The organism is Actinoallomurus vinaceus (assembly GCF_039542055.1).
Classification (GTDB): Bacteria; Actinomycetota; Actinomycetes; order Streptosporangiales; family Streptosporangiaceae; genus Actinoallomurus; species Actinoallomurus vinaceus.
On sequence record NZ_BAABHK010000009.1, the window covers coordinates 222475 to 242536 of the forward strand.

Annotated in this window: 17 protein-coding genes and 1 pseudogene; 8 read left to right on the forward strand and 10 right to left on the reverse strand. The window is 71.9% G+C overall.

All coding sequences use genetic code 11. The annotated features are described in order from the left end of the window. The first annotated feature begins 6 nt into the window (after positions 1 to 6). Together ABEA24_RS29920 and ABEA24_RS29925 are read left to right on the forward strand one after the other, a co-directional pair. The gene (locus ABEA24_RS29920; protein ID WP_345434509.1) at positions 7 to 1701 is read left to right on the forward strand and encodes an ABC transporter ATP-binding protein; all 1695 of its coding nucleotides are present in this window, start codon (positions 7 to 9) and stop codon (positions 1699 to 1701) included. Further along, positions 1698 to 3530, forward strand: a complete 1833-nt coding sequence (locus tag ABEA24_RS29925; RefSeq protein WP_345434510.1) for an ABC transporter ATP-binding protein — start codon at positions 1698 to 1700, stop codon at positions 3528 to 3530. Before ABEA24_RS29920 ends, ABEA24_RS29925 begins: the two co-directional genes overlap by 4 nt. A gap of 522 nt (positions 3531 to 4052) precedes the next feature. On the opposite strand, the gene ABEA24_RS29930 is transcribed toward ABEA24_RS29925, so the two are convergent. After that, the gene (locus ABEA24_RS29930) at positions 4053 to 4757 is read right to left on the reverse strand and encodes a hypothetical protein (protein WP_345434511.1); all 705 of its coding nucleotides are present in this window, start codon (positions 4755 to 4757) and stop codon (positions 4053 to 4055) included. 213 nt (positions 4758 to 4970) lie between these two features. On the opposite strand from ABEA24_RS29930, the pseudogene ABEA24_RS29935 reads away from it, so the two are divergent. Beyond that, positions 4971 to 5075, forward strand: a pseudogene (locus tag ABEA24_RS29935) (IS5/IS1182 family transposase); the annotation flags it as partial. A 345-nt stretch (positions 5076 to 5420) separates the two neighbouring features. Here the strand turns inward: ABEA24_RS29935 and ABEA24_RS29940 are convergent. The 4 genes from ABEA24_RS29940 to ABEA24_RS29955 all read right to left on the reverse strand — a co-directional run bounded on the left by ABEA24_RS29940 (position 5421) and on the right by ABEA24_RS29955 (position 10822). Then, on the reverse strand, positions 5421 to 5864 hold the full coding sequence (locus ABEA24_RS29940; RefSeq protein ID WP_345434512.1) for a response regulator: 444 nt from the start codon (positions 5862 to 5864) through the stop codon (positions 5421 to 5423). Then, on the reverse strand, positions 5864 to 7459 hold the full coding sequence (locus ABEA24_RS29945; RefSeq protein WP_345434513.1) for a sensor histidine kinase: 1596 nt from the start codon (positions 7457 to 7459) through the stop codon (positions 5864 to 5866). The genes ABEA24_RS29940 and ABEA24_RS29945 overlap by 1 nt, the downstream gene beginning before the upstream one ends. Further along, positions 7456 to 8655, reverse strand: a complete 1200-nt coding sequence (locus ABEA24_RS29950; protein ID WP_345434514.1) for a PP2C family protein-serine/threonine phosphatase — start codon at positions 8653 to 8655, stop codon at positions 7456 to 7458. Before ABEA24_RS29950 ends, ABEA24_RS29945 begins: the two co-directional genes overlap by 4 nt. Before the next feature lie 73 nt (positions 8656 to 8728). Further along, complete coding sequence (locus ABEA24_RS29955) at positions 8729 to 10822, reverse strand: S9 family peptidase (RefSeq protein WP_345434515.1); 2094 nt, start codon at positions 10820 to 10822, stop codon at positions 8729 to 8731. A 98-nt stretch (positions 10823 to 10920) separates the two neighbouring features. Here ABEA24_RS29955 and ABEA24_RS29960 point away from each other — a divergent pair, with 98 nt between their 5' ends. Genes ABEA24_RS29960 through ABEA24_RS29970 form a run of 3 tightly spaced genes read left to right on the forward strand, consistent with a single transcriptional unit; the run spans position 10921 to position 13703 of the window. Next, positions 10921 to 12372 (forward strand): serine/threonine-protein kinase, encoded by a 1452-nt coding sequence (locus ABEA24_RS29960; protein ID WP_345434516.1) that lies wholly within the window; start codon positions 10921 to 10923, stop codon positions 12370 to 12372. A gap of 11 nt (positions 12373 to 12383) precedes the next feature. Beyond that, on the forward strand, positions 12384 to 13232 hold the full coding sequence (gene mshB / locus ABEA24_RS29965; protein WP_345434517.1) for an N-acetyl-1-D-myo-inositol-2-amino-2-deoxy-alpha-D-glucopyranoside deacetylase: 849 nt from the start codon (positions 12384 to 12386) through the stop codon (positions 13230 to 13232). 6 nt (positions 13233 to 13238) lie between these two features. Beyond that, entirely contained in the window at positions 13239 to 13703 is a 465-nt protein-coding gene (locus ABEA24_RS29970) for a DUF6113 family protein (protein WP_345434518.1), read from the forward strand. 45 nt (positions 13704 to 13748) lie between these two features. Here the strand turns inward: ABEA24_RS29970 and ABEA24_RS29975 are convergent, their stop codons facing one another. The 4 genes from ABEA24_RS29975 to ddaH all read right to left on the reverse strand — a co-directional run bounded on the left by ABEA24_RS29975 (position 13749) and on the right by ddaH (position 18195). Beyond that, on the reverse strand, positions 13749 to 15362 hold the full coding sequence (locus ABEA24_RS29975; protein WP_345434519.1) for a DHA2 family efflux MFS transporter permease subunit: 1614 nt from the start codon (positions 15360 to 15362) through the stop codon (positions 13749 to 13751). Next, positions 15343 to 15954, reverse strand: coding sequence for a PadR family transcriptional regulator (locus ABEA24_RS29980; protein ID WP_345434520.1), 612 nt, complete (start codon positions 15952 to 15954; stop codon positions 15343 to 15345). Before ABEA24_RS29980 ends, ABEA24_RS29975 begins: the two co-directional genes overlap by 20 nt. A 152-nt stretch (positions 15955 to 16106) precedes the next feature. Then, positions 16107 to 17300, reverse strand: coding sequence for an ornithine--oxo-acid transaminase (gene rocD, locus ABEA24_RS29985; protein ID WP_345434521.1), 1194 nt, complete (start codon positions 17298 to 17300; stop codon positions 16107 to 16109). Positions 17301 to 17349: 49 nt separating this feature from the next. Next, a complete protein-coding gene (ddaH, locus tag ABEA24_RS29990; protein WP_345434522.1) occupies positions 17350 to 18195 on the reverse strand; it encodes a dimethylargininase in 846 nt (281 codons plus the stop codon). Between the two features lie 126 nt (positions 18196 to 18321). Here ddaH and ABEA24_RS29995 point away from each other — a divergent pair, with 126 nt between their 5' ends. Both ABEA24_RS29995 and rraA read left to right on the forward strand, forming a co-directional pair. Next, positions 18322 to 18777 (forward strand): Lrp/AsnC family transcriptional regulator, encoded by a 456-nt coding sequence (locus ABEA24_RS29995; protein WP_345434523.1) that lies wholly within the window; start codon positions 18322 to 18324, stop codon positions 18775 to 18777. Between the two features lie 14 nt (positions 18778 to 18791). Then, entirely contained in the window at positions 18792 to 19271 is a 480-nt protein-coding gene (gene rraA / locus ABEA24_RS30000; protein ID WP_345434524.1) for a ribonuclease E activity regulator RraA, read from the forward strand. 42 nt (positions 19272 to 19313) lie between these two features. On the opposite strand, the gene ABEA24_RS30005 is transcribed toward rraA, so the two are convergent. Next, complete coding sequence (locus tag ABEA24_RS30005; protein WP_345434525.1) at positions 19314 to 20039, reverse strand: hypothetical protein; 726 nt, start codon at positions 20037 to 20039, stop codon at positions 19314 to 19316. Between the last annotated feature and the right edge of the window lie 23 nt (positions 20040 to 20062).

The window sequence follows — 20062 nt, forward strand, 5'->3', positions numbered from 1 at the left end:
GTTCCCATGCGCTCATTTCCCGTGCCCGACCCCGGCACGCCCGACCACCGGTCGCCCGCGCGCTACCTCCTGTGGGCGGCGCGTGCCCAGGCCGGCACGATGGTCGCCGCGGCCTGCAGCGGCGTGGTGTGGATGGTGAGTCAGGCCCTGATGCCCGCCGTGATCGGCCGGGCGATCGACGCGGGCCTGACCGCCCGCGACGCCGGGGCCCTGCTGACCTGGTCCGGAGCGCTGCTGGCCCTCGGCGTGATCCAGGCGATCACCGGCGTGCTGCGGCACCGCTACTCCACGGTCAACTGGCTGGGCGCGGCGTTCCGCACGGTCCAGGTGACGACCCGCCAGGCCGCCCGGCTCGGCGCGACGCTCCCGAAGCGGCTCGCGAGCGGCGAGGTCGTCAGCGTCGGGATCGCCGACATCTCCCACATCGGCGCGGCGATGGACATCTGCGGGCGCGGCAGCGGCGCGGTCGTCTCGATCGCCGTGGCGGGCGTGATCCTGCTGAGCACCTCCTGGCGGCTCGGCCTGATCGTGCTGGCCGGAGTGCCGTTGCTGGCCTTCGTGGTGGGCCCGCTGCTGCGCCCGCTGCACCGGTACCAGCAGCGCCAGCGCGAACTGCAGGGCGAGCTGGCCACCCGGGCCGGCGACATCGTCGCGGGACTGCGCGTGCTGCGCGGGATCGGCGGCGAGCAGGTGTTCGCCGCGCGGTACCGCGAGGAGTCCCAGAGCGTCCGCGCGGCCGGCGTCCGCGTCGCGCGCACCGAGTCTCTCCTCGACGGGGCGCAGGTGCTGCTGCCCGGCCTGCTGGTCGCGCTGGTCACCTGGGCGGGGGCGCGGTTCGCCCTGAACGGCGAGATCACGACCGGTGAGCTGGTCGCCTTCTACGGATACGCGGTCTTCCTCGTCGACCCGCTGCGGACCCTCACCGAGGCGGCCGACAAGCTCACCAAGGCGCACGTCGCGGCCCGCCGGGTCGTGCGGATCCTCCGCATGACCCCCGAGCCGCCCGACCTGGGGACCCGGTCCCCGGCCGGCGGCGACCTGGTCGACGGGGAGTCCGGCGTCGTCGTACGGCCCGGCCGCCTCACCGCGATCGCCGCGACCACGCCGGAGGACGCCCAGGCCATCGCGGACCGGATCGGCCGCTTCGCCGACGGGGCGGTCACGTGGGGCGGCGTCCCCCTGCGCGAGCTGTCCCTGCCGTCCGTACGCGAGGCGGTCCTGGTCGCCGACAACGAGGCGCGGCTGTTCTCCGGGCGGCTGCTGGACGAGCTCGGCGGCCCCGGCGGGGCACCCGAGCCGGCCGTCCGGGCGGCGCTGCGCACGGCGTGCGCGGAGGACGTCGTCGACGAGCTGCCGGACGGCCTGCGCGCCACGGTCGCCGAGGGCGGCCGGGAGTTCTCCGGCGGCCAGCAGCAGCGGCTCCGGCTCGCCCGTGCCCTCGTCGCCGACCCGGACGTCCTCGTCCTCGTCGAGCCGACGTCGGCGGTCGACGCCCACACCGAGGCCCGGATCGCGGGCCGTCTCGGGACGCACCGCGAGGGGCGTACGACGGTCGTGTGCACGACCAGCCCGCTCGTGCTCGACCACGCGGACGAAGTGATCTTCGTCCAGGACGGCAAGGCCACGGCGACGGGCCGCCACCACGAGCTGCTCACCGCCGAGCCCGCCTACGCCACCATCGTGACCCGAGAGGAGCAATGAGCGTGCCGGAGGGGCGCGACGTCACGACCGAACAGCGCGACGACCGGACCGGCGAGGCGACCCGGCGGCCGGGGGAGGGGCACGACGTGTCAGGGGCCGCCGCACGGATCCTGCCGGTCGCCTCGGCCGCCCAGGTGCGGGCGTACGCGCGGCGGCTGACGCTCGCCTATCCGCGTGAGCTCGCGGTCGTGCTCGGCCTGCACGGCCTCGCCGCGATCGCCGGGCTGGTCGCCCCGCGCCTCCTCGGCGAGCTCGTGCAGGAGGTACGCGCTGGGTCCTCGCACGTGACGGTCGACCGGATCGCGATCGCCATCCTGGTCTTCGTCATCGCGCAGGGTGTGCTGCTGCGGTACGCGGTGTACATGTCCGCGCGGCTCGGCGAGAAGGTCCTGGCGCGGCTGCGCGAGGAGTTCGTCGACCGGGTCCTGGAGTTGCCGCTGTCCACGGTCGAGCGGGCGGGCACCGGCGACCTGGTCACCCGCACGGCGCGCGACGTCGACGCCCTCGCCCGTACGGTGCGGCACGCGGTGCCCGAGACGCTGATCGCGATGGTCACCGGCGCGTTCGCGGTCGGCGCGCTGGTCCTCGTCGGGCCGCTGCTGGCCCTGCCGTGCCTCGTCGGGGTGCCGCTGCTGTGGTGCGGTACCCGGTGGTACCTCAAGCGCGCCCGCGACGGGTACCTCCGGGAGAACGAGGCGTGGGGCGGCGTGACCGCCGGGCTCACCGAGACGGTCGACGGCGCGCGCACCATCGAGGCCTTGCGGCTGGAGCGCCGCCGCGTCGCGCGGACCGACGCCGACCTCGCCGGCGCGTGGGGGGCCGAGCGGTACACCCTCGGGCTGCGCATGGTGTGGTTCCCGCTGGTGGAGATCGGCTACGTGCTCCCGGTGGCGGCGACGCTGCTGATCGGCGGGCTCTTCTACCTCCACGGCCTGGCGTCGCTCGCCCAGGTCACCGCCGCCACGCTGTACGTCCAGCAGCTCATCGACCCGCTCGACCGGTTCCTGTCCTGGGTCGACGAGCTGCAGGTCGGCGGCGCGTCCCTGGCCCGGCTGCTGGGCGTCGCAGAGGTGCCGGCGGACCGCGCCCCGAGGGACGACCGGCCCGACGGCGAGCGGATGGCGGTGGACGCGGTGCGGTACTCCTACCGGGACGGCCAGGACGTGCTGCACGGGATCGACCTCCATCTGCGGCCGGGAGAACGGCTCGCCATGGTCGGGCCGAGCGGCGCGGGCAAGTCCACCCTCGGCCGCCTGCTCGCCGGCGTGCTGCGGCCGCGCACCGGGGCGGTCACCGTCGGCGGGGTGCCGCTGGTGGACCTGCCGCTGGAGGACCTGCGCCGCAACGTCGCCCTGGTCACCCAGGAGCACCACGTGTTCCGGGGCACGGTGCGCGACAACCTGGTGCTGGCCCGGCCGGACGCGACCGACGAGGAGCTGGCGCGGGCCCTCGACGCGGTGGACGCGTCGTGGGCGCAGGCGATGCTGGACACCGAGGTGGGCACCGGCAACACGGCGCTGTCACCGGCCCAGGCGCAGCAGCTCGCGCTCGCCCGTCTCGTCCTGGCCGATCCGCACACGCTGGTGCTGGACGAGGCGACCTCGCTGCTGGACCCGCGCGCCGCCCGGCACCTCGAGCGAACCCTGTCGGCGGTGCTCGACGGCCGTACGGTCGTGGCCATCGCGCACCGGCTGCACACCGCGCACGACGCCGACCGCGTCGCCGTCGTGGAGGACGGCCGGATCACCGAGCTCGGCGGCCACCACGAGCTGATCGCCCGGGACGGCTCCTACGCCGCCCTGTGGCGCTCCTGGCACGGCCACGGCTGACCGCCGGTGCGGCAGTTCGCGAGGGCAGCGGCATCCGCCGGGCCGCTGGTGGTCGGCGACTGACATCCCGACGTCTCGAGCGGGCGCGTGCCGCACCCGGTACAGCGCCTCGGCTGCCCTGCTGTCGCTGTTGACGGCTTGCCGTCGTTATTGACTCGCAAATTCGGACGAGTCAGGCCGCATACGGTCCACGTCGGCGGCAAGGTGTCAGCACCGACGGCAGAGTGCCGGATGTGGAGGCCCGGGGCCGGGCCCATCGCGTTGCCGCTCTCGTCCTCTCCACGTCAGCCCAGGAAGATGGCGGTCACCGTGCGGCCTCGTACGTCGCCGTGCCAGCCCCAGCAGGTCGTGAGAGCGTTCAGGATCGCCAGGCCGCGCCCGTTCTCTCCGTCGTCGGTGAGGCGGTCTTGAAGGTGTCGGCTGGTGGCCAGGGGTTGCGCTGGTAGGCGGTCAGTGGAGCGCTGTGTGGCGGACAGATCGAGTGTTGGCAGGCGGACAGCGAATGTGCCGGTCCGCAACCGGTCAGCCGGTGATGCCCAGCGCGCCGCTGTGGAGGACGTCGGTGGCCGCGCTGAGCAGCCGGTGGCACAGGTCGGCCTCGTTCGCCCATGCCTGCTTCACGTCCGGGTCGTCTTCGATGCGTGCGTTCAGGTGCGCGAACGATTCGTCGTCCAGGACGCTGTCGCTGATCCAGTCGTCGCCGCGGGAGTCCGCGTAGCGGAACGCGTATCCCAGCATCACGCTTTCGATGCGCAGCCGGTGGGCGGAGACGAGGAGGCCGTGTGCGACCGGTCGATCGGTGCCGTAGGTGACCTCGTCGAACTGTTGCGGCAAGACGACGGTGTCCATGCCGGTCGCGGTTGCGATGACGTGGTCGAAGGCCAACCGCCGGTCGGGTAGGTCGTTGTAACGCTGTTCGGCGAGGGCGTCGTACGGATGGTCGGCCGGGGGCACAGCGCCAAGGGCGGCCAGGTGCCGGGCGAAGTCGGCGAGCCGCTGGTATTTCTCAGAGCCGTAGAAACCCAACCGGGCACCGAGCAGGCAGGGGTCGGTCTCCGGGTCCAGCGGCGGGTCGATCTCGGCAAGCGTGCGGGGCTCGCGATGCTCCGGCATGCCGAGCTGACGCAATGTCGCGTTGATGTCGGCAAGGAGCTGTTCCTGGCATTCGCCACCCCAGCCCTCGTCTTCCGTGCAGAGAAACATCCCGACGTTTACGTCCAAAGTCACGGTAGCAACCCTAGTCTCAACAGCAGAAACGACCTTGGGCTGGTAGTGGTGGGCCGCCTACCAGCAACTTTCGACTGTCCGCTAGCAATGACACCAATCGCGCGCGAACTTCAGGCGGACCTTAGAGACCTGGCCCGTAAATACGGCCCTCAAGCAGCTTGTCGACTTGAGGCCATAATGGCGACGGTACGGCACCACATCGCATGTAACAAACGGCTTTGCCGTTACGAACGCCGCACGATCGTCGTCGAAGCCCTCTCCGATATGGCCGACGCGATCATCACCGTCCGTAGCCTGATCTGTCGTGCCTGGACCTCCCGCAGTACGGCGATCCTGGGTGCGGTTGACGGCTTGCCGTCGTTGTTGACTCGCAGATCTGGACAAGTCGGGCGCCTCACTGCGGATCGGCGCGGCGGCGGAGTCGCAGAACCGTACGGCGATCTCGGCGTCGTCTCCCGGCTGGAGCCTGAACAGGCCCGGGGCGACTGCCCTCCTTCTGCGCCGTCCCGCCACACGGCAATTTTCCCGCCTGAGCGAACACCGCAGAACAAAGGACCTCGCCCGCCGGCGACATTCAGGCGTTATGCCGGGTCTCGCCTCGGCCGCAGTTCGCCTCACCTCGGGGCAAGTTGCTCGCTCGCCCCCACGGCCCCGTGGACCGTGTCAGGAGCGGGGGAGCTTGACGACGCTGACGAAGAAGTCGTCGATCTGCCGGACGACCCTGATGAACTGGTCGAGGTCGACGGGCTTGGTGACGTAGGCGTTGGCGTGCAGCCGGTAGCTGCGGACGATGTCCTCTTCGGCCTCGGAGGTGGTGAGGACGACGACCGGGATCGTGCGCAGCGTGTCGTCGGCCTTGATCGCCTCGAGCACCTGCCGGCCGTCCATGCGGGGCAGGTTGAGGTCGAGGAGCACCAGGTCGGGGCGCGGTGCGTCGGCGTAGTCGTCCTCCCGCCGCAGGAACCGCATCGCCTCTTCGCCGTCGCTGACGATCGACAGCGTGTTGTTGACCTTGTTGTCCGCGAACGCCTCTTTGGTCAGCACGACGTCACCGGGATCGTCCTCGACGAGGAGCACTTCGATCGGGCGGATGATCACGTCGTTCATCACTCGGTGTTCTCCGTGCTGTCGTCGTCGATTGGAGGCTCGTCGATCGCGGGCAGCGTCCATCGGATCGTCGTGCCCTGCTGATCCGGCTCGGTGTCCAGCCAGATCCGTCCGCCATGGTATTCGACGATTTTCTTGCACAACGCCAGCCCGATCCCCGTACCGGCGTATTCGTCCTTGGGATGCAGGCGCTGGAAGATGAGGAAGATCCGGTCGGCGTACGCGGCGTCGATGCCGATGCCGTTGTCGCTGCAGGCGAACTCCCAGACCTCGTCGGCCCGCCGGGCCGAGACCTGCACACGCGGCGGCTCATCGCTGCGGAACTTGATGGCGTTGCCGATGAGATTCTGGAACAGCTGGGTGAGGAGGGTCGCGTCGCCGGTCACCTTGGGCAGCGGGTTCCAGCTGATCCCCGCGTCCGACTCGGAGCGGGCGAGGCCGAGGTTGTCCATGGCCCGCTGCAGCACCTTCTCGCAGTCCACGACCGCCATGTCGCGGTTCACGCGGCCGACCCGGGAGAAGTTCAGCAGGTCGTTGATGAGCGACTGCATGCGCTTGGCGCCGTCGACCGCGAAGTCGATGTACTGCCGGCCGCGGTCGTCGAGGACGTCGGAGTAGCGGCGTTCGAGCATCTGGCAGAAGCTCGCGACCTTGCGCAGCGGCTCTTGCAGGTCGTGGCTGGCGACGTAGGCGAACTGCTCCAGCTCGGCGTTGGAGCGGCGCAGCTCCTGGGTCTGCTCGTCGAGCATGGCGCGCGCCTCGGTCGCCTCCCGCCACTCCTCCAGCATGTGGTTGCGCATCGCGTCGATGTGCGCGGCCAGCTCGGCGATCTCGGCCGGCCCGGAGACCTGCAGCGGATGCGTCATGTCGCCCTGGGAGACGCGGCGGACCTGGCCGGTCAGCGCGGACACGGGGTTCAGGACGGTGCGCCGGATCAGGAGGGTCAGCCCGAGCGCGCCCATGACCAGGACGATCGCGCCGCCGAGCAGCGTCTCGTACAGCCGGTCCACCTGGTCGTTCAGCCGGTCCGCGGCACGATGCTGCAGTGCGGCGAGCCGGTCGCGCTCGGCCGCGACCGCGTCGCGGACCGCGGCGAACCGCTGCTCTCCGAGGGCCGCGGACGGCTGCCCCGTCTTGCTGATCACCGGGTCGGCGTAGTCGTGCCGCCAGGCGGCCAGCCGGGAGCCGACCTCGGTGAGCCCGGCGCGGGCCGGGCCGGCGTCCCGGGCGCCCTGGAGCAGCCGCGTCATCTCGGCGATGGCGGCGGAGGTCTCGGCCTGGGCGCGCCGGTAGTCCGCGGGGCCCGTCGCGGCACCGGTCAGGGTGTATCCGCGCACCGCGCCGACCTCCGCCGAGATGGACGTGCTGAGCCGGCCGGACTGCAGCACGGCCGGGTCGGCGTGCCGGAGCAGCGCGGAGCGGGCCGAGGCGCCGTCCCGGACCGCCAGCCCGATGACGGTGCCGACGGCGACGACCGCGAGCAGCAGGATGACGATGCCGAGGCCGTACCAGTGGCCGACGCCGAACCTCGGCACGCCCTCCGCGTCGACCTTGAGCGTCGGCTGGCGCGGGCGGCGTATCGAGGGAGTGGTCACCGGGGGGCCTTTCCGGACAGCATGACCACGGCGAGGTCGTCGGTGAGCGCCTCGCCGTTGAGCGCCTCCACCTCGGTGACGAGATGGTCGATGAGCAGGTCGCCGGTGAGCCCCTGGGCGCGCGCGCCGGACGCCAGCTCGACCAGGCCCTCGGTGCCGAGGCGGTCGGGCCCGCCGCCGATGCGGCCCTCGATCAGCCCGTCGGTGTACAGCATGAGCGACCAGCGGCCGGTGAGCTCGACCTCCGCGGCCGGCCATTCGGAGCCGGGGAACAGCCCGAGGGCCGGGCCGTACGCGTCGTCGGGCAGTGGCGCGGCCGTGTCCTCGCCGAACAGCAGCGGTGCGGGATGGCCGGCCATGCGGAACCGCGCGCTCTGCCGGTCCGGCGCGATCGTGACCATGCTGAGCGTCGTGAAGATCTCCTCCGACCAGCGTTCGTGGCACAGGACCGTGTCGAGCGTGGTCAGCAGGTCCATGCCGGTGTGGCCGGCCAGCACGAGGGTGCGCCAGGCCATCCGCAGCCGGACGCCGAGGGAGGCCTCGTCCGGGCCGTGTCCGCAGACGTCGCCGATGACGAGGTGGACGGTGCCGTCGGCGGTCTGCACCGTGTCGTAGAAGTCGCCGCCGAGGAGGGCGCGCTCGCGGCCGGGGCGGTACCGCGTGTGGTGCTGCAGCTCCGGGTCGTCGATCAGCGGGACCGGCAGCAGCCCCAGCTCGATCCGGGCGTTCTCCTCGCTGCGCAGCTCGGCCTCCATGAGCTGCCGCTCGGAGTCCTCGGCGCGCTTGCGCTCCAGGGCGTACCGGATCGCGCGGGCCAGCAGCGGCCCGTCGACCTCATGCTTGATCAGGTAGTCCTCGGCGCCGGCGGCCACGGCGGCGACGCCCACCGCCGCGTCGCTGCGGCCGGTGAGGACGAGGACGGCCGAGCGCGGCGCCATGTCGAGCACCTCGCGCAGCAGGTCGAGCCCCTCGGCGTCGGGCAGCGACAGGTCGACCACGGCGCAGTGGACGCCCGCGTGCAGCCGCTCCCGGGCCTCGCGAAGCGTGCGCGCCTGGACGATGTGGGCGTCGGGCAGCTCCTCGCCGAGGAGCTCCTCGAAGAGGAAGGCGTCGCCCGCGTCGTCCTCGATCAGCAGGATCTCCAGCTTGCCGTCGCCGGGAACGACCGAGGTCGAGTGCTCGATTATCTCGCTCACGTCTCGTCGGGGGTCGGGGTGCCTGTCGCACCGTCGGAAGAATGGTGCCCGCTGTGGGGCGTCGGAGCAACGGTCAAGCGAGTGCTTCCTTCAAGAAGCGGATCTGAAGCAGCAGAAGGTTCTCGGCGACGACCTCCTGCGGCGTCATGTGCGTGACCCCGGACAGCGGCAGCACGCTGTGCGGCCGGCCCGCAGCCAGCAGGGCCGAGGACAGGCGCAGCGTGTGGGCGGCGACGACGTTGTCGTCGGCCAGCCCGTGGATGAGCAGCAGCGGCCGGGTGACGTCGGCCGGCTCCCCTTCGGACACCGCGCGCATCAGGTCGCACTTCTCGTACGGCTCGGGGTCCTCGCCGGGGTGGCCGAGGTAGCGCTCGGTGTAATGCGTGTCGTACAGCGTCCAGTCGGTGACCGGCGCGCCGGCGATCGCCGCGTGGAAGACGTCCGGCCGGCGCAGGACCGCGAGCGCGGCGAGGTATCCGCCGAACGACCAGCCCCGGATGCCCACCCGTGACAGGTCGAGGGGGAACCGCTCGGCCGCCGCGCGCAGCGCCGCGATCTGGTCGTCCAGCACCGGGTCCGCCATGTTCTTGTGGACGGCCCGCTCCCACGCGCCGCCCCGGCCCGGCGTGCCGCGCCCGTCCGCGACCACGACCGCGAACCCCTGGTCGGCGAGCCACTGCGGCTCGGCGAAGGCGCGGCGTGCGGCCATGACGCGCTGGGCGTGCGGCCCGCCGTACGGGTCCATCAGGACCGGCAGCGGCTCGTCCCCGGTGTACCCCGTCGGGAGCAGCACCGCGGTGCGCAGCTCCCGCTCGCCGGCGCGGATCAGGGTGACGCCGACGTCGAGGGACGGCTGCTCGGCGTGCGAGGCGATCCGGGCGACCGGCCGGCCGCCGCGCAGCACCGTCGTCTCCACGCCGAACCGGTCGAGCCGGCTGCCGGTGACGACGGTGGTGCCGCCGCGCCGCCGGGCGCCGAAGATGCCCGCGCCGTCGCTCACGCGGCTGAGACCGCCGGGGCCGTACGCCCAGACGTGGATCTCGGTCGGCTCCTCGGAGGCGGTGAACAGGACGGTGTCGCCGTCCACGTCGAGCACCGAGCGCACGTGCAGGTCGTCGGGGGTCACGCGTTCGCCGCCGACGATGAGGCCGCGCGCGTCGTGTCCGTCCTCGGCGGCCCACACCAGGTCGCCGTTCCCCGTACGGGCGGGCACGCCCGGCACGATGTCCAGCCAGACCGGGTCGGTGTCCTCGCGGACGAGCGTGGTCCGGCCGGTCGAGGGGTCCGCCTCGAGGATCCGCATCGTCTTCTGGTCGCGGGTCTGGACGACGAGCAGGACGCCGCGGGAGTCCCAGCGGGCGGTGACGAGGTACGGGAACGCCTCCCGGTCCCACTCGACCGCCTGCCGCCCGCCGTCGAGCCCGAGGACGGCGAGGGAGACGTCGGCGTTCGGCGTGCCGGCGGCCGGGTAGGCGACCTCGCGGGGCGCCGCCTCAGGGTGGGCGGGATCGGCGATGTGCCATCGCTGTACCGGCGACTCGTCGACGCGAGCGGTCAGGATGGCGGTGCCGTCGGGCGCCCACCAGTACCCGCGCATGCGCTGCATCTCCTCGGCGGCGATGAACTCCGCCAGGCCGTACGAGACGTGCTCGTCCTCCGGCTCGGCCAGCGCGCGGTCGGCGCCGGTGGCCACCTCGATCACACGCAGGGCGCGCCCGGAGACGTACGCGACGCGGGTCCCGCTCGGGTCGGGGCGCGGGTCGAAGACCGGGACGGCGGCGTCCAGGGGCCGGACGTCCGCGTCGAGGTCGGTGACGAACAGCCGTCCGGACAGCGCGAACGCGGCGAGCGAGAGCCGCTCGTCGGTGGCGTACGCGACCACGCCGCCCGCCTGCTCACGGGCGCGCTCGCGGCGGGCCCGCTCCTCGGCCGGCAGGTCCTCCTCGCCGGGCAGGTCGAGGACGCGCGGGTCGACGATGAGGCGCTCCTTCGCCTCCGCGCCGTCGCCGGGGACGTCGAGCGCCCACAGGCACGTGACCGGGTCGGTGCCCCCTCGTGAGCGGAGGAACACCACCCGTGAACCGTCGGGAGAGACCTGGAAACCGCGCGGGGCTCCGAGCGTGAACCGCCGTGTACGCGCACTCTGCCGGGGAAAGCTCGTCGTCATGCCTCGATCCTGCCAGGAGCGTGTGAATGCTCCGTGCAAGCCCGCCGGTCATGCGGAAGACTGTTCATGTTCCATGAACCGTTCCCCCAGGAGTGTTGATGCCCGACGCCCTTCCCCTGCAGCCCGGCGACCCTGACCGGTTGGGGTCGTTCGAGATCACGGGTCGCCTGGGTGAGGGCGGCCAGGGCACCGTCTACCTCGGCCGCTCCGCGTCCGGGGACCCGGTGGCCATCAAGCTGCTCCGCGGCGACCTCGCCCAGGACGACACCGCGCGCGGCCGGTTCCTGCGGGAGCTGGCCGCGGTCAAGCGCGTCGCCCGGTTCTGCACCGCGCAGGTGCTGGAGGCCGACGTCGACGGCGACCGGCCCTACATCGTCAGCGAGTACGTCCCCGGGCCCTCGCTGCATCAGCTCGTCACCCGTGAGTCCCCGCGCTCCGAGGCCGAGCTCGAGCGGCTGGCCATCGGCACGGTCACCGCGCTCGTGGCGATCCACCAGGCGGGGATCGTCCACCGTGATTTCAAGCCCCAGAACGTGCTGATCGGCCCCGACGGCCCCCGCGTCATCGACTTCGGCATCGCCAAGGCCCTCGACAACGCCGCGACGATGACCAACTCCACCATCGGCACCCCCGCCTACATGGCGCCCGAGCAGCTCGCCGGCCGGGAGATCACCCCGGCGGCGGACATCTTCGCCTGGGGTTCGACGATGGTGTACGCCGCCACCGGCACCGCGGCGTTCGGGCAGGACACCGTGATGGCGGTGATCAACCGCATCCTGAGCGAGCCGCCGGACCTCGGCGGCATGCAGGAGCCGCTGCGCGGCATCGTCGCCGGCTGCCTCGCCAAGGACCCGGCCGCGCGCCCGACCGCCCAGCAATTGCTGATGCGGCTGCTCGGCGAAGAGGGCGTCACACCGGCCGCTCCGATGGCCGGCGGCGGCCCGCAGACGGCGATCCTGGACCAGGGCGCCGCGTTCGCCGAGACGAGGATGGCCGGGGCGGCGCCGACCGCGCCGGTCACCCCGGCGGCCCCCACGGTCGCGGGGGCCGGTGCCTTCGGGGCGATGGGCGCCGCCGGCGGCCCGCCGACCACGCCGCACTACCCCGGGATGACGCATCCGGGCGGCGCGGAGCGCCGCGGGATGTCGCCGCGGGTGGTCCTGGCGGCGGTGGCCGGTCTGGTGCTGGCGGTGGGGATCGCCGCCATGATCGTCTGGGCGGCCGGGCACCGCGCCGACACCACCGGCGACCATGGACCGGGGCAGACCGTCGAGAGCTCCAGCGGGCCGTCGGAGGACACCGGTCAACCGGAACAGCCTGCGCCGACCACCACGCGGCACGAGCCGTCGCACACCCAGCGGCCGACGTCCCACCGGCCCACCGCCACCCATACGGTGACGAGCTCGCCCCCGGACGAGCCGAGCGGCGGCACGTCCCCGAGCGACAAGCCGACGGGCGGCTCGAAGCCCACCGGAGGCAGCACCGGAGGCGCCGGCGACGGCACGGGCGGGAAGGGGCCGACCGGTCAGGCGACCAACCCCGCCGGATAGCGTGTCCGGTCATGGCCGACCTGCGCATCCTGTTCGTGCACGCCCATCCGGACGACGAGTCGATCGAGACCGGGGCGACCATGGCGAAGTACGCCGCCGAGGGCGCCCACGTCTGCCTCGTCACGTGCACGCGCGGGGAGGAGGGCGAGGTCATCCCCGAGGAGCTGCGTCACCTGGAGGGCGACGCGCTCGGGGAGTACCGCGTCGGCGAGCTCGCGCGGGCGTGCGCCGCCCTCGGCGTGACGGACCACCGGTTCCTCGGCGGTCCGGGGCGCTGGCGCGACTCCGGGATGATGGGCGTGGCGTCCAACGACCACCCCCGGTGCTTCTGGCGGGCGGACGTCGACGAGGCCGCCGCCGAGCTCGTCGCGATCGTACGGGAGGTGCGCCCGCAGGTCGTCGTGACCTACGACGCCGACGGCTTCTACGGCCATCCGGACCACATCCAGGCGCATCGGGTCGCGTGGCGGGCGTTCGAGCGGGCCGGGGACCCGTCCTTCGGCGCCGGCGCGCCGTGGCGGCCCTCGCGGTTCTACGCCACCGCGGTGCCCCTGTCGGTGCTCGAGGACGGGGTGGGCCGGGGGCCGTTCACACGCGTCGAGTCCGTGTCCGACTACGGCTTCGGCGTGCCCGACGAGCAGGTGACCACGCGCGTCGACGCCCGTGACCACCTGCCGGCGAAGGTGGCCGCGATGCGGGCGCACCGTACGCAGCTCACCGTCGATCCGCCGTACTTCGCGCTGTCCAACGACATCGGGCAGCCGCTCCAGGGCGTCGAGTACTACACGCTGCTGGCCGGGGAACCGGGGCCGCCGGGCGAGGACGGCCGTGAGTCCGGTCTCGGCCAGCCGGTAGCCTGACCCGCTGTGGACGGATGGACGGGCCCTCACGCCCCTCAGGAGACGGGTGTCCCTGCCCTTCAGGGGCCGCCGCGCGAGCCGGGGCTGGTGACCGGCGTCGCGTACGGCGTGCTCGCCGTGCTGGGACTGCTCCTCGGCCTGGTGGGATCGTTCGAGTTCTCCTGGACCGCCGGGAGCGTTCCGGTGGCAGCCATCCTGCTGTCCCTCATCGAGTTCGGGGCCTTCCGCCTCGCGGGGTGGGGCATGGAGGGCAGGCTCGGCGTGGCCGCGATGGCCGTGCCGTGGCTGATCGTCGTCGTCATGCTGTCGAGCCGGCGCCCGGAGGGCGACCTCATCGTCACCGGCACCACCGGCGGGTACGTCTTCATCTTCGGCGGGGCGATCGCCGCCGTCGCCGCCGCGGTGGCCACCCGGCCGTCGCGGCCGTGGCTCCTGCACGGCGTGCCGCCGGCCCCCCAGCCGAGAAACTGACCGGACCGTGTACGCGCCTGCGCGGGCGCGTACACGGCCCTAGGGTCAGCCGGTGGTCGCCTCGACCGTCTCGGGAGAGCGCTCCGCGGTGTTGCCGCGGTGCCCGCGCATCACGAGGCAGGCGAGGGATCCGGCGAACACCAGGAGGATCGGCAGGGTCATCGTCGGCTTCATCGCGTCCACGAACCCGTGCGCGAATACGCTCTGGGCGGCGTGCGTGATCTGGTCGACGACCTGCTGGGGGAGGTTCCGCGGCAGGTGCTGGGCCGCGCCGGTCTGTCCCGCGCCCACCTCGAGACCGCTCTTGGCGGCCTTCTTGAACCCGTCGACGAACGGGCCCTGCGCCTGGCCGGGCAGCGCGCCCTTCCGCTTCTCGGCCTCCTCGCGGAGGTGGGAGGCGAGCTGGTTCTGCAGGATGGCGCCCGCCGCGGCGCTGCCGACCACGGAACCGACCTGCCGGATGGTGTTGTTGACGCCGGAGGCCGCGCCGGCCATCCGGGGGTCGACGCCGCGCATGGCCTCGGTGGCCATCGGCGCGAACACGCCGCCGATGCCGACACCGGCGACGATGAACCCGGGCAGGAAGGCCGTCCAGTGGGTGCCGGCGCCGGCGATCAGCACGATCCAGCCCATGCCGATCCCGTACAGCGCGAGGCCGGCCATGAGGATGAACTTGCCGCCGATCTTGTCGGACAGCCGTCCGGCGACCGGCGCGAGGAACATCGACACGACCGAGGACGGCGCCATCACCAGGCCCGCCTTGAGCGCGCTGAAGCCGAGCACCGACTGCATGTAGATCGTCAGCGGCAGGAACATGCCGATCATCCCGACCGACACGATGGCGCCGACGAAGTTCATGACCGTGAAGTTCCGGTCCCGGAACAGGACGAACGGGACCAGCGGCTCACGGTCCTGACGGCCGCGCTGCTGCACGATGAAGGCGACGAAGACGACGGCCGCCGCGGCGAACAGGGCCCAGATGACGCCGTTCCAGTCGTACCGCTGCCCTTCGGTGAGGGCGAAGACGAGGCAGAACAGCGCGACCGTGGCGATCAGCACGCCGGTGAGGTCGAGCCGGTGGGTGCGCTCGACGCGGACGCCGGGGATCACGGTGAACGCCAGGAACAGCACGATCACGCCGATGGGCAGGTTGACGAAGAAGATCCACCGCCAGTCGAAGGCGGTGACCAGGAGCCCGCCGAGGGTCGGTCCGGCGATGGTCGCGACGCCCGCGACGGCTCCCCAGATGCCCAGCGCGGCGCCCCGGCGTTCGGCCGGGAAGGTGGCGATGATGATCGCCATCGTCTGCGGCATGAGCATGGCCGCGCCCAGGCCCTGGACGGCGCGGGCGGCGATCAGCTCGGCGGGGTTCTGGGAGATTCCGCAGAGCAGGCTGGCGATGGTGAAGAGGGCCACCCCGCCGATGAACAGCGTCCGCTGGCCGCGCAGGTCGCCCAGTCGGCCCGAGGTGATGAGCAGGACCGCGAGGACGAGGACGTAGGCGTTGACCACCCACAGGACCTCGTCCAGCGACGCGTGCAGCTTGTCGATCATGCTGGGCATCGCGATGTTCACGATCGTGAGGTCCAGCAGTGTCATGAAGAACCCGAGACTGAGCGTCACGAGGATCGCCCAGGGGTTACCGTGCCATTTCTTCATTTGTCGTTGTTCTCCCCGTTTCGGCGGCCGGGGGCCGCCACGTCATCCGGCCGTTCTTGATGTCATCGCTCAGCGCACGGACGAACTCGAGCTCGGAGCGCATCCGGGCGTTGCAGAACTCGAGTTCGATCAGCTGCACGCGTTCGAGGCCCTGCTTCGTCAGGTTGGCGAGGACCGTGTCGTGCGCCGCCAGCTGCGCCTCGAGCCGGACGGCCCGGCGGTCGAGCAGCTGGGCGGCCTCCTCCGGCGGCAGCATCCCGAGGAACGACAGCGCCATGTCGAAGATCGGGTACTCCTGCGCGGGGTGGCGCAGGAACTCCCGGAGGCGGGAATAGGCCTCGTCGCGGCCCTGTTCAGTGATCGCGTAGACGGTCCGCTCCGGACGGCGGCCCTCCCGCGTGGTCTCGACGGGCTCGATCAGGCCCTGGCCGGCCAGCCGCTCCACCGTGTGATACAGCGACCCGTGCGCGACCTTGACCACCTGATCGATGGAGTAGTCCCGGATGCGCTGCTGCATCTCGTACGGGTGCATCGGCTCCTTGCCGAGCAGGCTGAGCACCGCGAGTGCGAGAGGCGTGAGCGGTCGTGACATAGGCCCTGTTTCTCATCCGTTCTGAATAATCCAGTTGGACTATAAGGCCGGGGTCTGACGGCTGCAATCCGATTTAGGGCTACAAAGGGGTAAAAGCTGAGGCCCGGACCCTGAGGGTCCGGGCCTCAGCGGACGGTCGGCCGGAAGGACCGTCACACCTCGGTGAGCACGGCCTCCAGCTGGTCGAGGGCCCAGTCGAGGTCCTCCTGGCTCACCACGAGCGGCGGCGCCAGCCGGAGCGTCGTCTCGTGCGTCTCCTTCGCCAGCACGCCGCGCTCCATGAGCTTCTCGCTGACCGGGCGGGCCTTGCCGTTCAGCTCGACGCCCGCCCACAGGCCGCGCCCGCGCACCTCGCGGACGTGGTCGGACGGCAGCTTGCCGAGGCGTGCGTGCAGGTGCGCCCCGAGCGTGCGGGACCGCTCCTGGAACTCCCCGGTCCTGAGCATGGCGATGACCTCGCGCGCCACCGCGCAGGCGAGCGGGTTGCCGCCGAACGTCGACCCGTGCTGGCCGGGCTTGAAGACGCCCAGGACGTCACGGTCCGCGACGACGGCCGAGACCGGCAGGATGCCGCCGCCCAGCGCCTTGCCGAGGATGTAGACGTCCGGCACGACGTTCTCGTGCTCGACGGCGAAGGTCGTGCCGGTGCGGCCCAGCCCCGACTGGATCTCATCGGCGATCATCAGCGAGCCCCGCGCCGTGCAGATCTCGCGCACCGCCGTCAGGAACCCGCTCGGCGGGACGTTCACGCCGGCCTCGCCCTGGATCGGCTCGATGAGCACGCCGACCGTGTTCTCGTCGACGGCGGCGCGCAGCGCCTCGGCGTCGCCGTACGGCACGGTGCGGAAGCCCGGAGTGAAGGGGCCGTAGGAGTTCCGGGCGTCCGGGTCGGTGGAGAAGCTGACGATCGTCGTCGTCCGGCCGTGGAAGTTGCCCTCGAACGTGACGATGTTCGCCTGGTCGGCGGGCACGCCCTTGATCTCGTAGCCCCACTTGCGGGCGGTCTTCAGCGCCGTCTCGACGGCCTCCGCGCCGCTGTTCATCGGCAGGACCATGTCCTTGCCGGCCAGCTCGGCCAGCTCGGCGACGAACGGCCCGAACTGGTCGTGGTCGAACGCCCGGCTGACCAGCGTGACGCGGTCGAGCTGCCGCCGCACGGCCTCGACCAGCCGCGGGTGGCGGTGCCCGAAGTTGACCGCGGAGTACGCCGAGAGCATGTCGAGATACCGCTTGCCCTCGACGTCCGTCACCCAGGCGCCCTCGGCCTCGGCGATGACGATCGGCAACGGATGGTAGTTGTGCGCGCTGTGCTCCTCCGACAGCGCCCGCAGCTCCTGCGTGTTCACCGGTGCTCCTTCTCGGACCCGCGGGGTCTCCCGAGTCCCATTGTTCCTGCTACGGGCGGAGTTCGAGGGTGCAGCACTTCGGGCCGCCCCCCGCCTTGCGCAGCTCGGTCATCTCGATCGGGATGACGTGGTAGCCGCGCTCCGTGAGCCGGGCGATCAGCGTGGTGGCGTCGTCCGGGACGATCACGTGACGTCCGTCGCTGACCGCGTTGAGGCCGAACGCGAGGGCGTCCTCTTCGGTGGCCTCGATCAGCTCGGGGAACAACGTCTTGAGCTTGATCAGGCCGTCCTCGTCGAAGGCGCCCGGGTAGTAGGCCGCCGTGAACGGGTCGATCACGCACAGCGCCGTGTCGAGGTGGTAGAAGCGCGGGTCGACGAGTCGCACGCTGACGACCGGCAGCCCGAAGGCGTCGTGCAGTTCGTTGTGCGCGACCGGGTCCGTACGGAAGCCGTGCCCCGCCACGATCGCGCGGTAGGCGAAGGCATAGTCGCCCTCGCCCTCGTTGACGTGCTCGGCCGCCCGGATGCGGCGGTAGCCGTGCTCCTCGAACCACGCACGGTGCGCGTCGGCCTCGGCGGCGCGCTCGGGGTGGCGGAACCTCGCGCCCAGCACCATGCCGCCCACGACGGTCGCGCCGTTCGCGGCGAACACCATGTCCGGCAGGCCCGGGACGGCCGGTAGCACGTGCACGGTGTGACCGAGTGAGACGTACGTCGCCCGCAGGCGCTCCCACTCGTGGCGGGCCCGGTCACGGTCGACCGGGGTTTTCGGGTCCATCCACGCGTTGATCGCGTACTGGACGTCGAAGTAGGTCGGCGGGCACATCAGGTAGGTCCGTGCCGGCTGCCCCGCCGAGATGCCCGCGCCGTCGCGGGCAAGGGTCTGCATCGTCATCGATGTGGTTCTCCTGGCAATGCGGGCCCGATAACGCGCCCAGTGGTTGGTGAGGCACCACCCGAAGCGTAAGGTCGGTATGTCTGCAACACCAATAACGGATATGCGCGTTGAAGGGTCTGATCATTGCGTCTTGACGACCTAGATCGGCAGATCGTTGCGTGTCTGCTGGAGAACGCCCGGGCGTCCTTCGCCCAGATCGGCGACCAGATCGGGCTGTCGGCGCCCGCGGTGAAGCGCCGGGTCGACCGGCTCCGGCACGACGGGGTGATCACGGGCTACGCCGCGGTCGTCGACCCCTCCGCGCTCGGCTGGACCACCGAGGCGTTCGTGGAGCTGTTCTGCGCTGGGCGGACGTCTCCCGACGAGATCTCCGCGAGCGTCCGCCGGCACCCCGAGGTGGTCGCCGCGTACACGATCACGGGGGAGGCCAACGCGCTGATCCACCTGCGGGCCCGCGACATCCAGGCCCTCGAGGAGGCCCTGGAGCGGCTGCGCAACGAACCGAACATCGTGCAGACCAAGACGTCCATCGTCCTGTCCCGCCTGATCGGCCGCCCGACCGACGGGCCGGACACCTGATTACCATTCGGTGGATGGGCTTCACGACGGCTGATCTGTTCGACGAGTACGGTCCGGAGCTGGCGAGCTGCGAGACGCAGTTCCGCTCGTACGGGGCGCGGGAGCGGTTCGCGGGGCCGCTGGCGACCGTCCGCTGCCTTGAGGACAACGCGCTGCTCAAGAAGGTCCTCGCCACCCCCGGGGAGGGCCGCGTGCTCGTCATCGACGGTGGCGGCTCGCTGCGCACCGCGCTGATGGGCGACATGATCGCCGGGTCGGCGGTCGCGAACGGATGGGCCGGCGTGGTGATCAACGGCGCGGTCCGCGATGTCGTCGCGCTCCGCGAGCTCGACCTCGGGATCAGGGCGCTGGGCTCGAACCCGCGCAAGAGCGCCAAGGACGGCACGGGCGAGGCCGACGTGCCGGTCGCCTTCGGCGGGGTGGAGTTCCGGCCCGGATCATGGCTGTACGCCGACGAGGACGGCATCGCCGTGGCGGCCCGCCGCCTGGGCTAGGGGTGGATCTTCGTCCGGCTGCTACGAACAAGATCCACCGCGCTAGGGAAGCCTCCCGAGCTGCTTCGTCAGCAACGCCGTCGCCTTCTTGGCGATCGGGTCCCCGGAGTCCTTCGGGCCGACGCGCTCCCAGTACATCGACACCAGGACGACGTTGCCGCGGCTCACGTAGTCGTACACGCGGTAGATCACGTTGATCACGCTGGACGACGGTGAGAACAGCGACTTCTCGACGCCGCGGACGTGCGACCAGCCGGGCGTCGTCTCGTCCGAGGCGCGCCAGGTGTCGTCGTGCGCGAGGGCGACGCGGTCCCCTGAGAGCGTCTTCTGCGGGACATGCTTCTTGGCCGGGCACTTGGTGACCTTGGCGTGGACGGTCGCGAACATGGCCGACGCGGCGGCCGCGTCCGGGTAGGTCAGCGCGATCTGCCCGAAGTTCGCACCGCCGTACCGGCTCGTGTTGAACTCCCGGGCCTTGACCTCCGGGCCTCCCGACGGCTTGATCGCCGAGAGCGAGCAGGACGGGACGGCGTGCTCCTTCAGGGCCGGTGTGCTCAGCGGCTGCTCGGCGACGTGCGGGTCGACGTCGCGGGTCGACAGGAGAGCCGCCGCCACGCGGCCCGGCGCGTAGCTCGGCGCCGGAGACGGGCTCGCCGGCGTCGTACGGGCGGACGGCCCGGCGGACTTCGCCGTCTTGTGGCCGCCTCCGCCGCACCCGGCGAGGAGGACGCCTGCGGCCAGCAGGGCTAGGGGTGTCCGGAGATCCACCGGACACCCCCTAGGACACACGG

Bases quoted from the DNA above. Each gene is read 5' to 3' on its own strand.
- ABEA24_RS29920 (WP_345434509.1), top strand. From the start codon at position 7: ATGCGCTCATTTCCCGTGCCCGACCCCGGCACGCCCGACCACCGGTCG.
- ABEA24_RS29925 (WP_345434510.1), top strand. From the start codon at position 1,698: ATGAGCGTGCCGGAGGGGCGCGACGTCACGACCGAACAGCGCGACGAC.
- ABEA24_RS29940 (WP_345434512.1), bottom strand. From the start codon at position 5,864: ATGAACGACGTGATCATCCGCCCGATCGAAGTGCTCCTCGTCGAGGAC.
- ABEA24_RS29955 (WP_345434515.1), bottom strand. From the start codon at position 10,822: ATGACGACGAGCTTTCCCCGGCAGAGTGCGCGTACACGGCGGTTCACG.
- ABEA24_RS29960 (WP_345434516.1), top strand. From the start codon at position 10,921: ATGCCCGACGCCCTTCCCCTGCAGCCCGGCGACCCTGACCGGTTGGGG.
- mshB (WP_345434517.1), top strand. From the start codon at position 12,384: ATGGCCGACCTGCGCATCCTGTTCGTGCACGCCCATCCGGACGACGAG.
- ABEA24_RS29975 (WP_345434519.1), bottom strand. From the start codon at position 15,362: ATGAAGAAATGGCACGGTAACCCCTGGGCGATCCTCGTGACGCTCAGT.
- ABEA24_RS29980 (WP_345434520.1), bottom strand. From the start codon at position 15,954: ATGTCACGACCGCTCACGCCTCTCGCACTCGCGGTGCTCAGCCTGCTC.
- ddaH (WP_345434522.1), bottom strand. From the start codon at position 18,195: ATGACGATGCAGACCCTTGCCCGCGACGGCGCGGGCATCTCGGCGGGG.
- rraA (WP_345434524.1), top strand. From the start codon at position 18,792: ATGGGCTTCACGACGGCTGATCTGTTCGACGAGTACGGTCCGGAGCTG.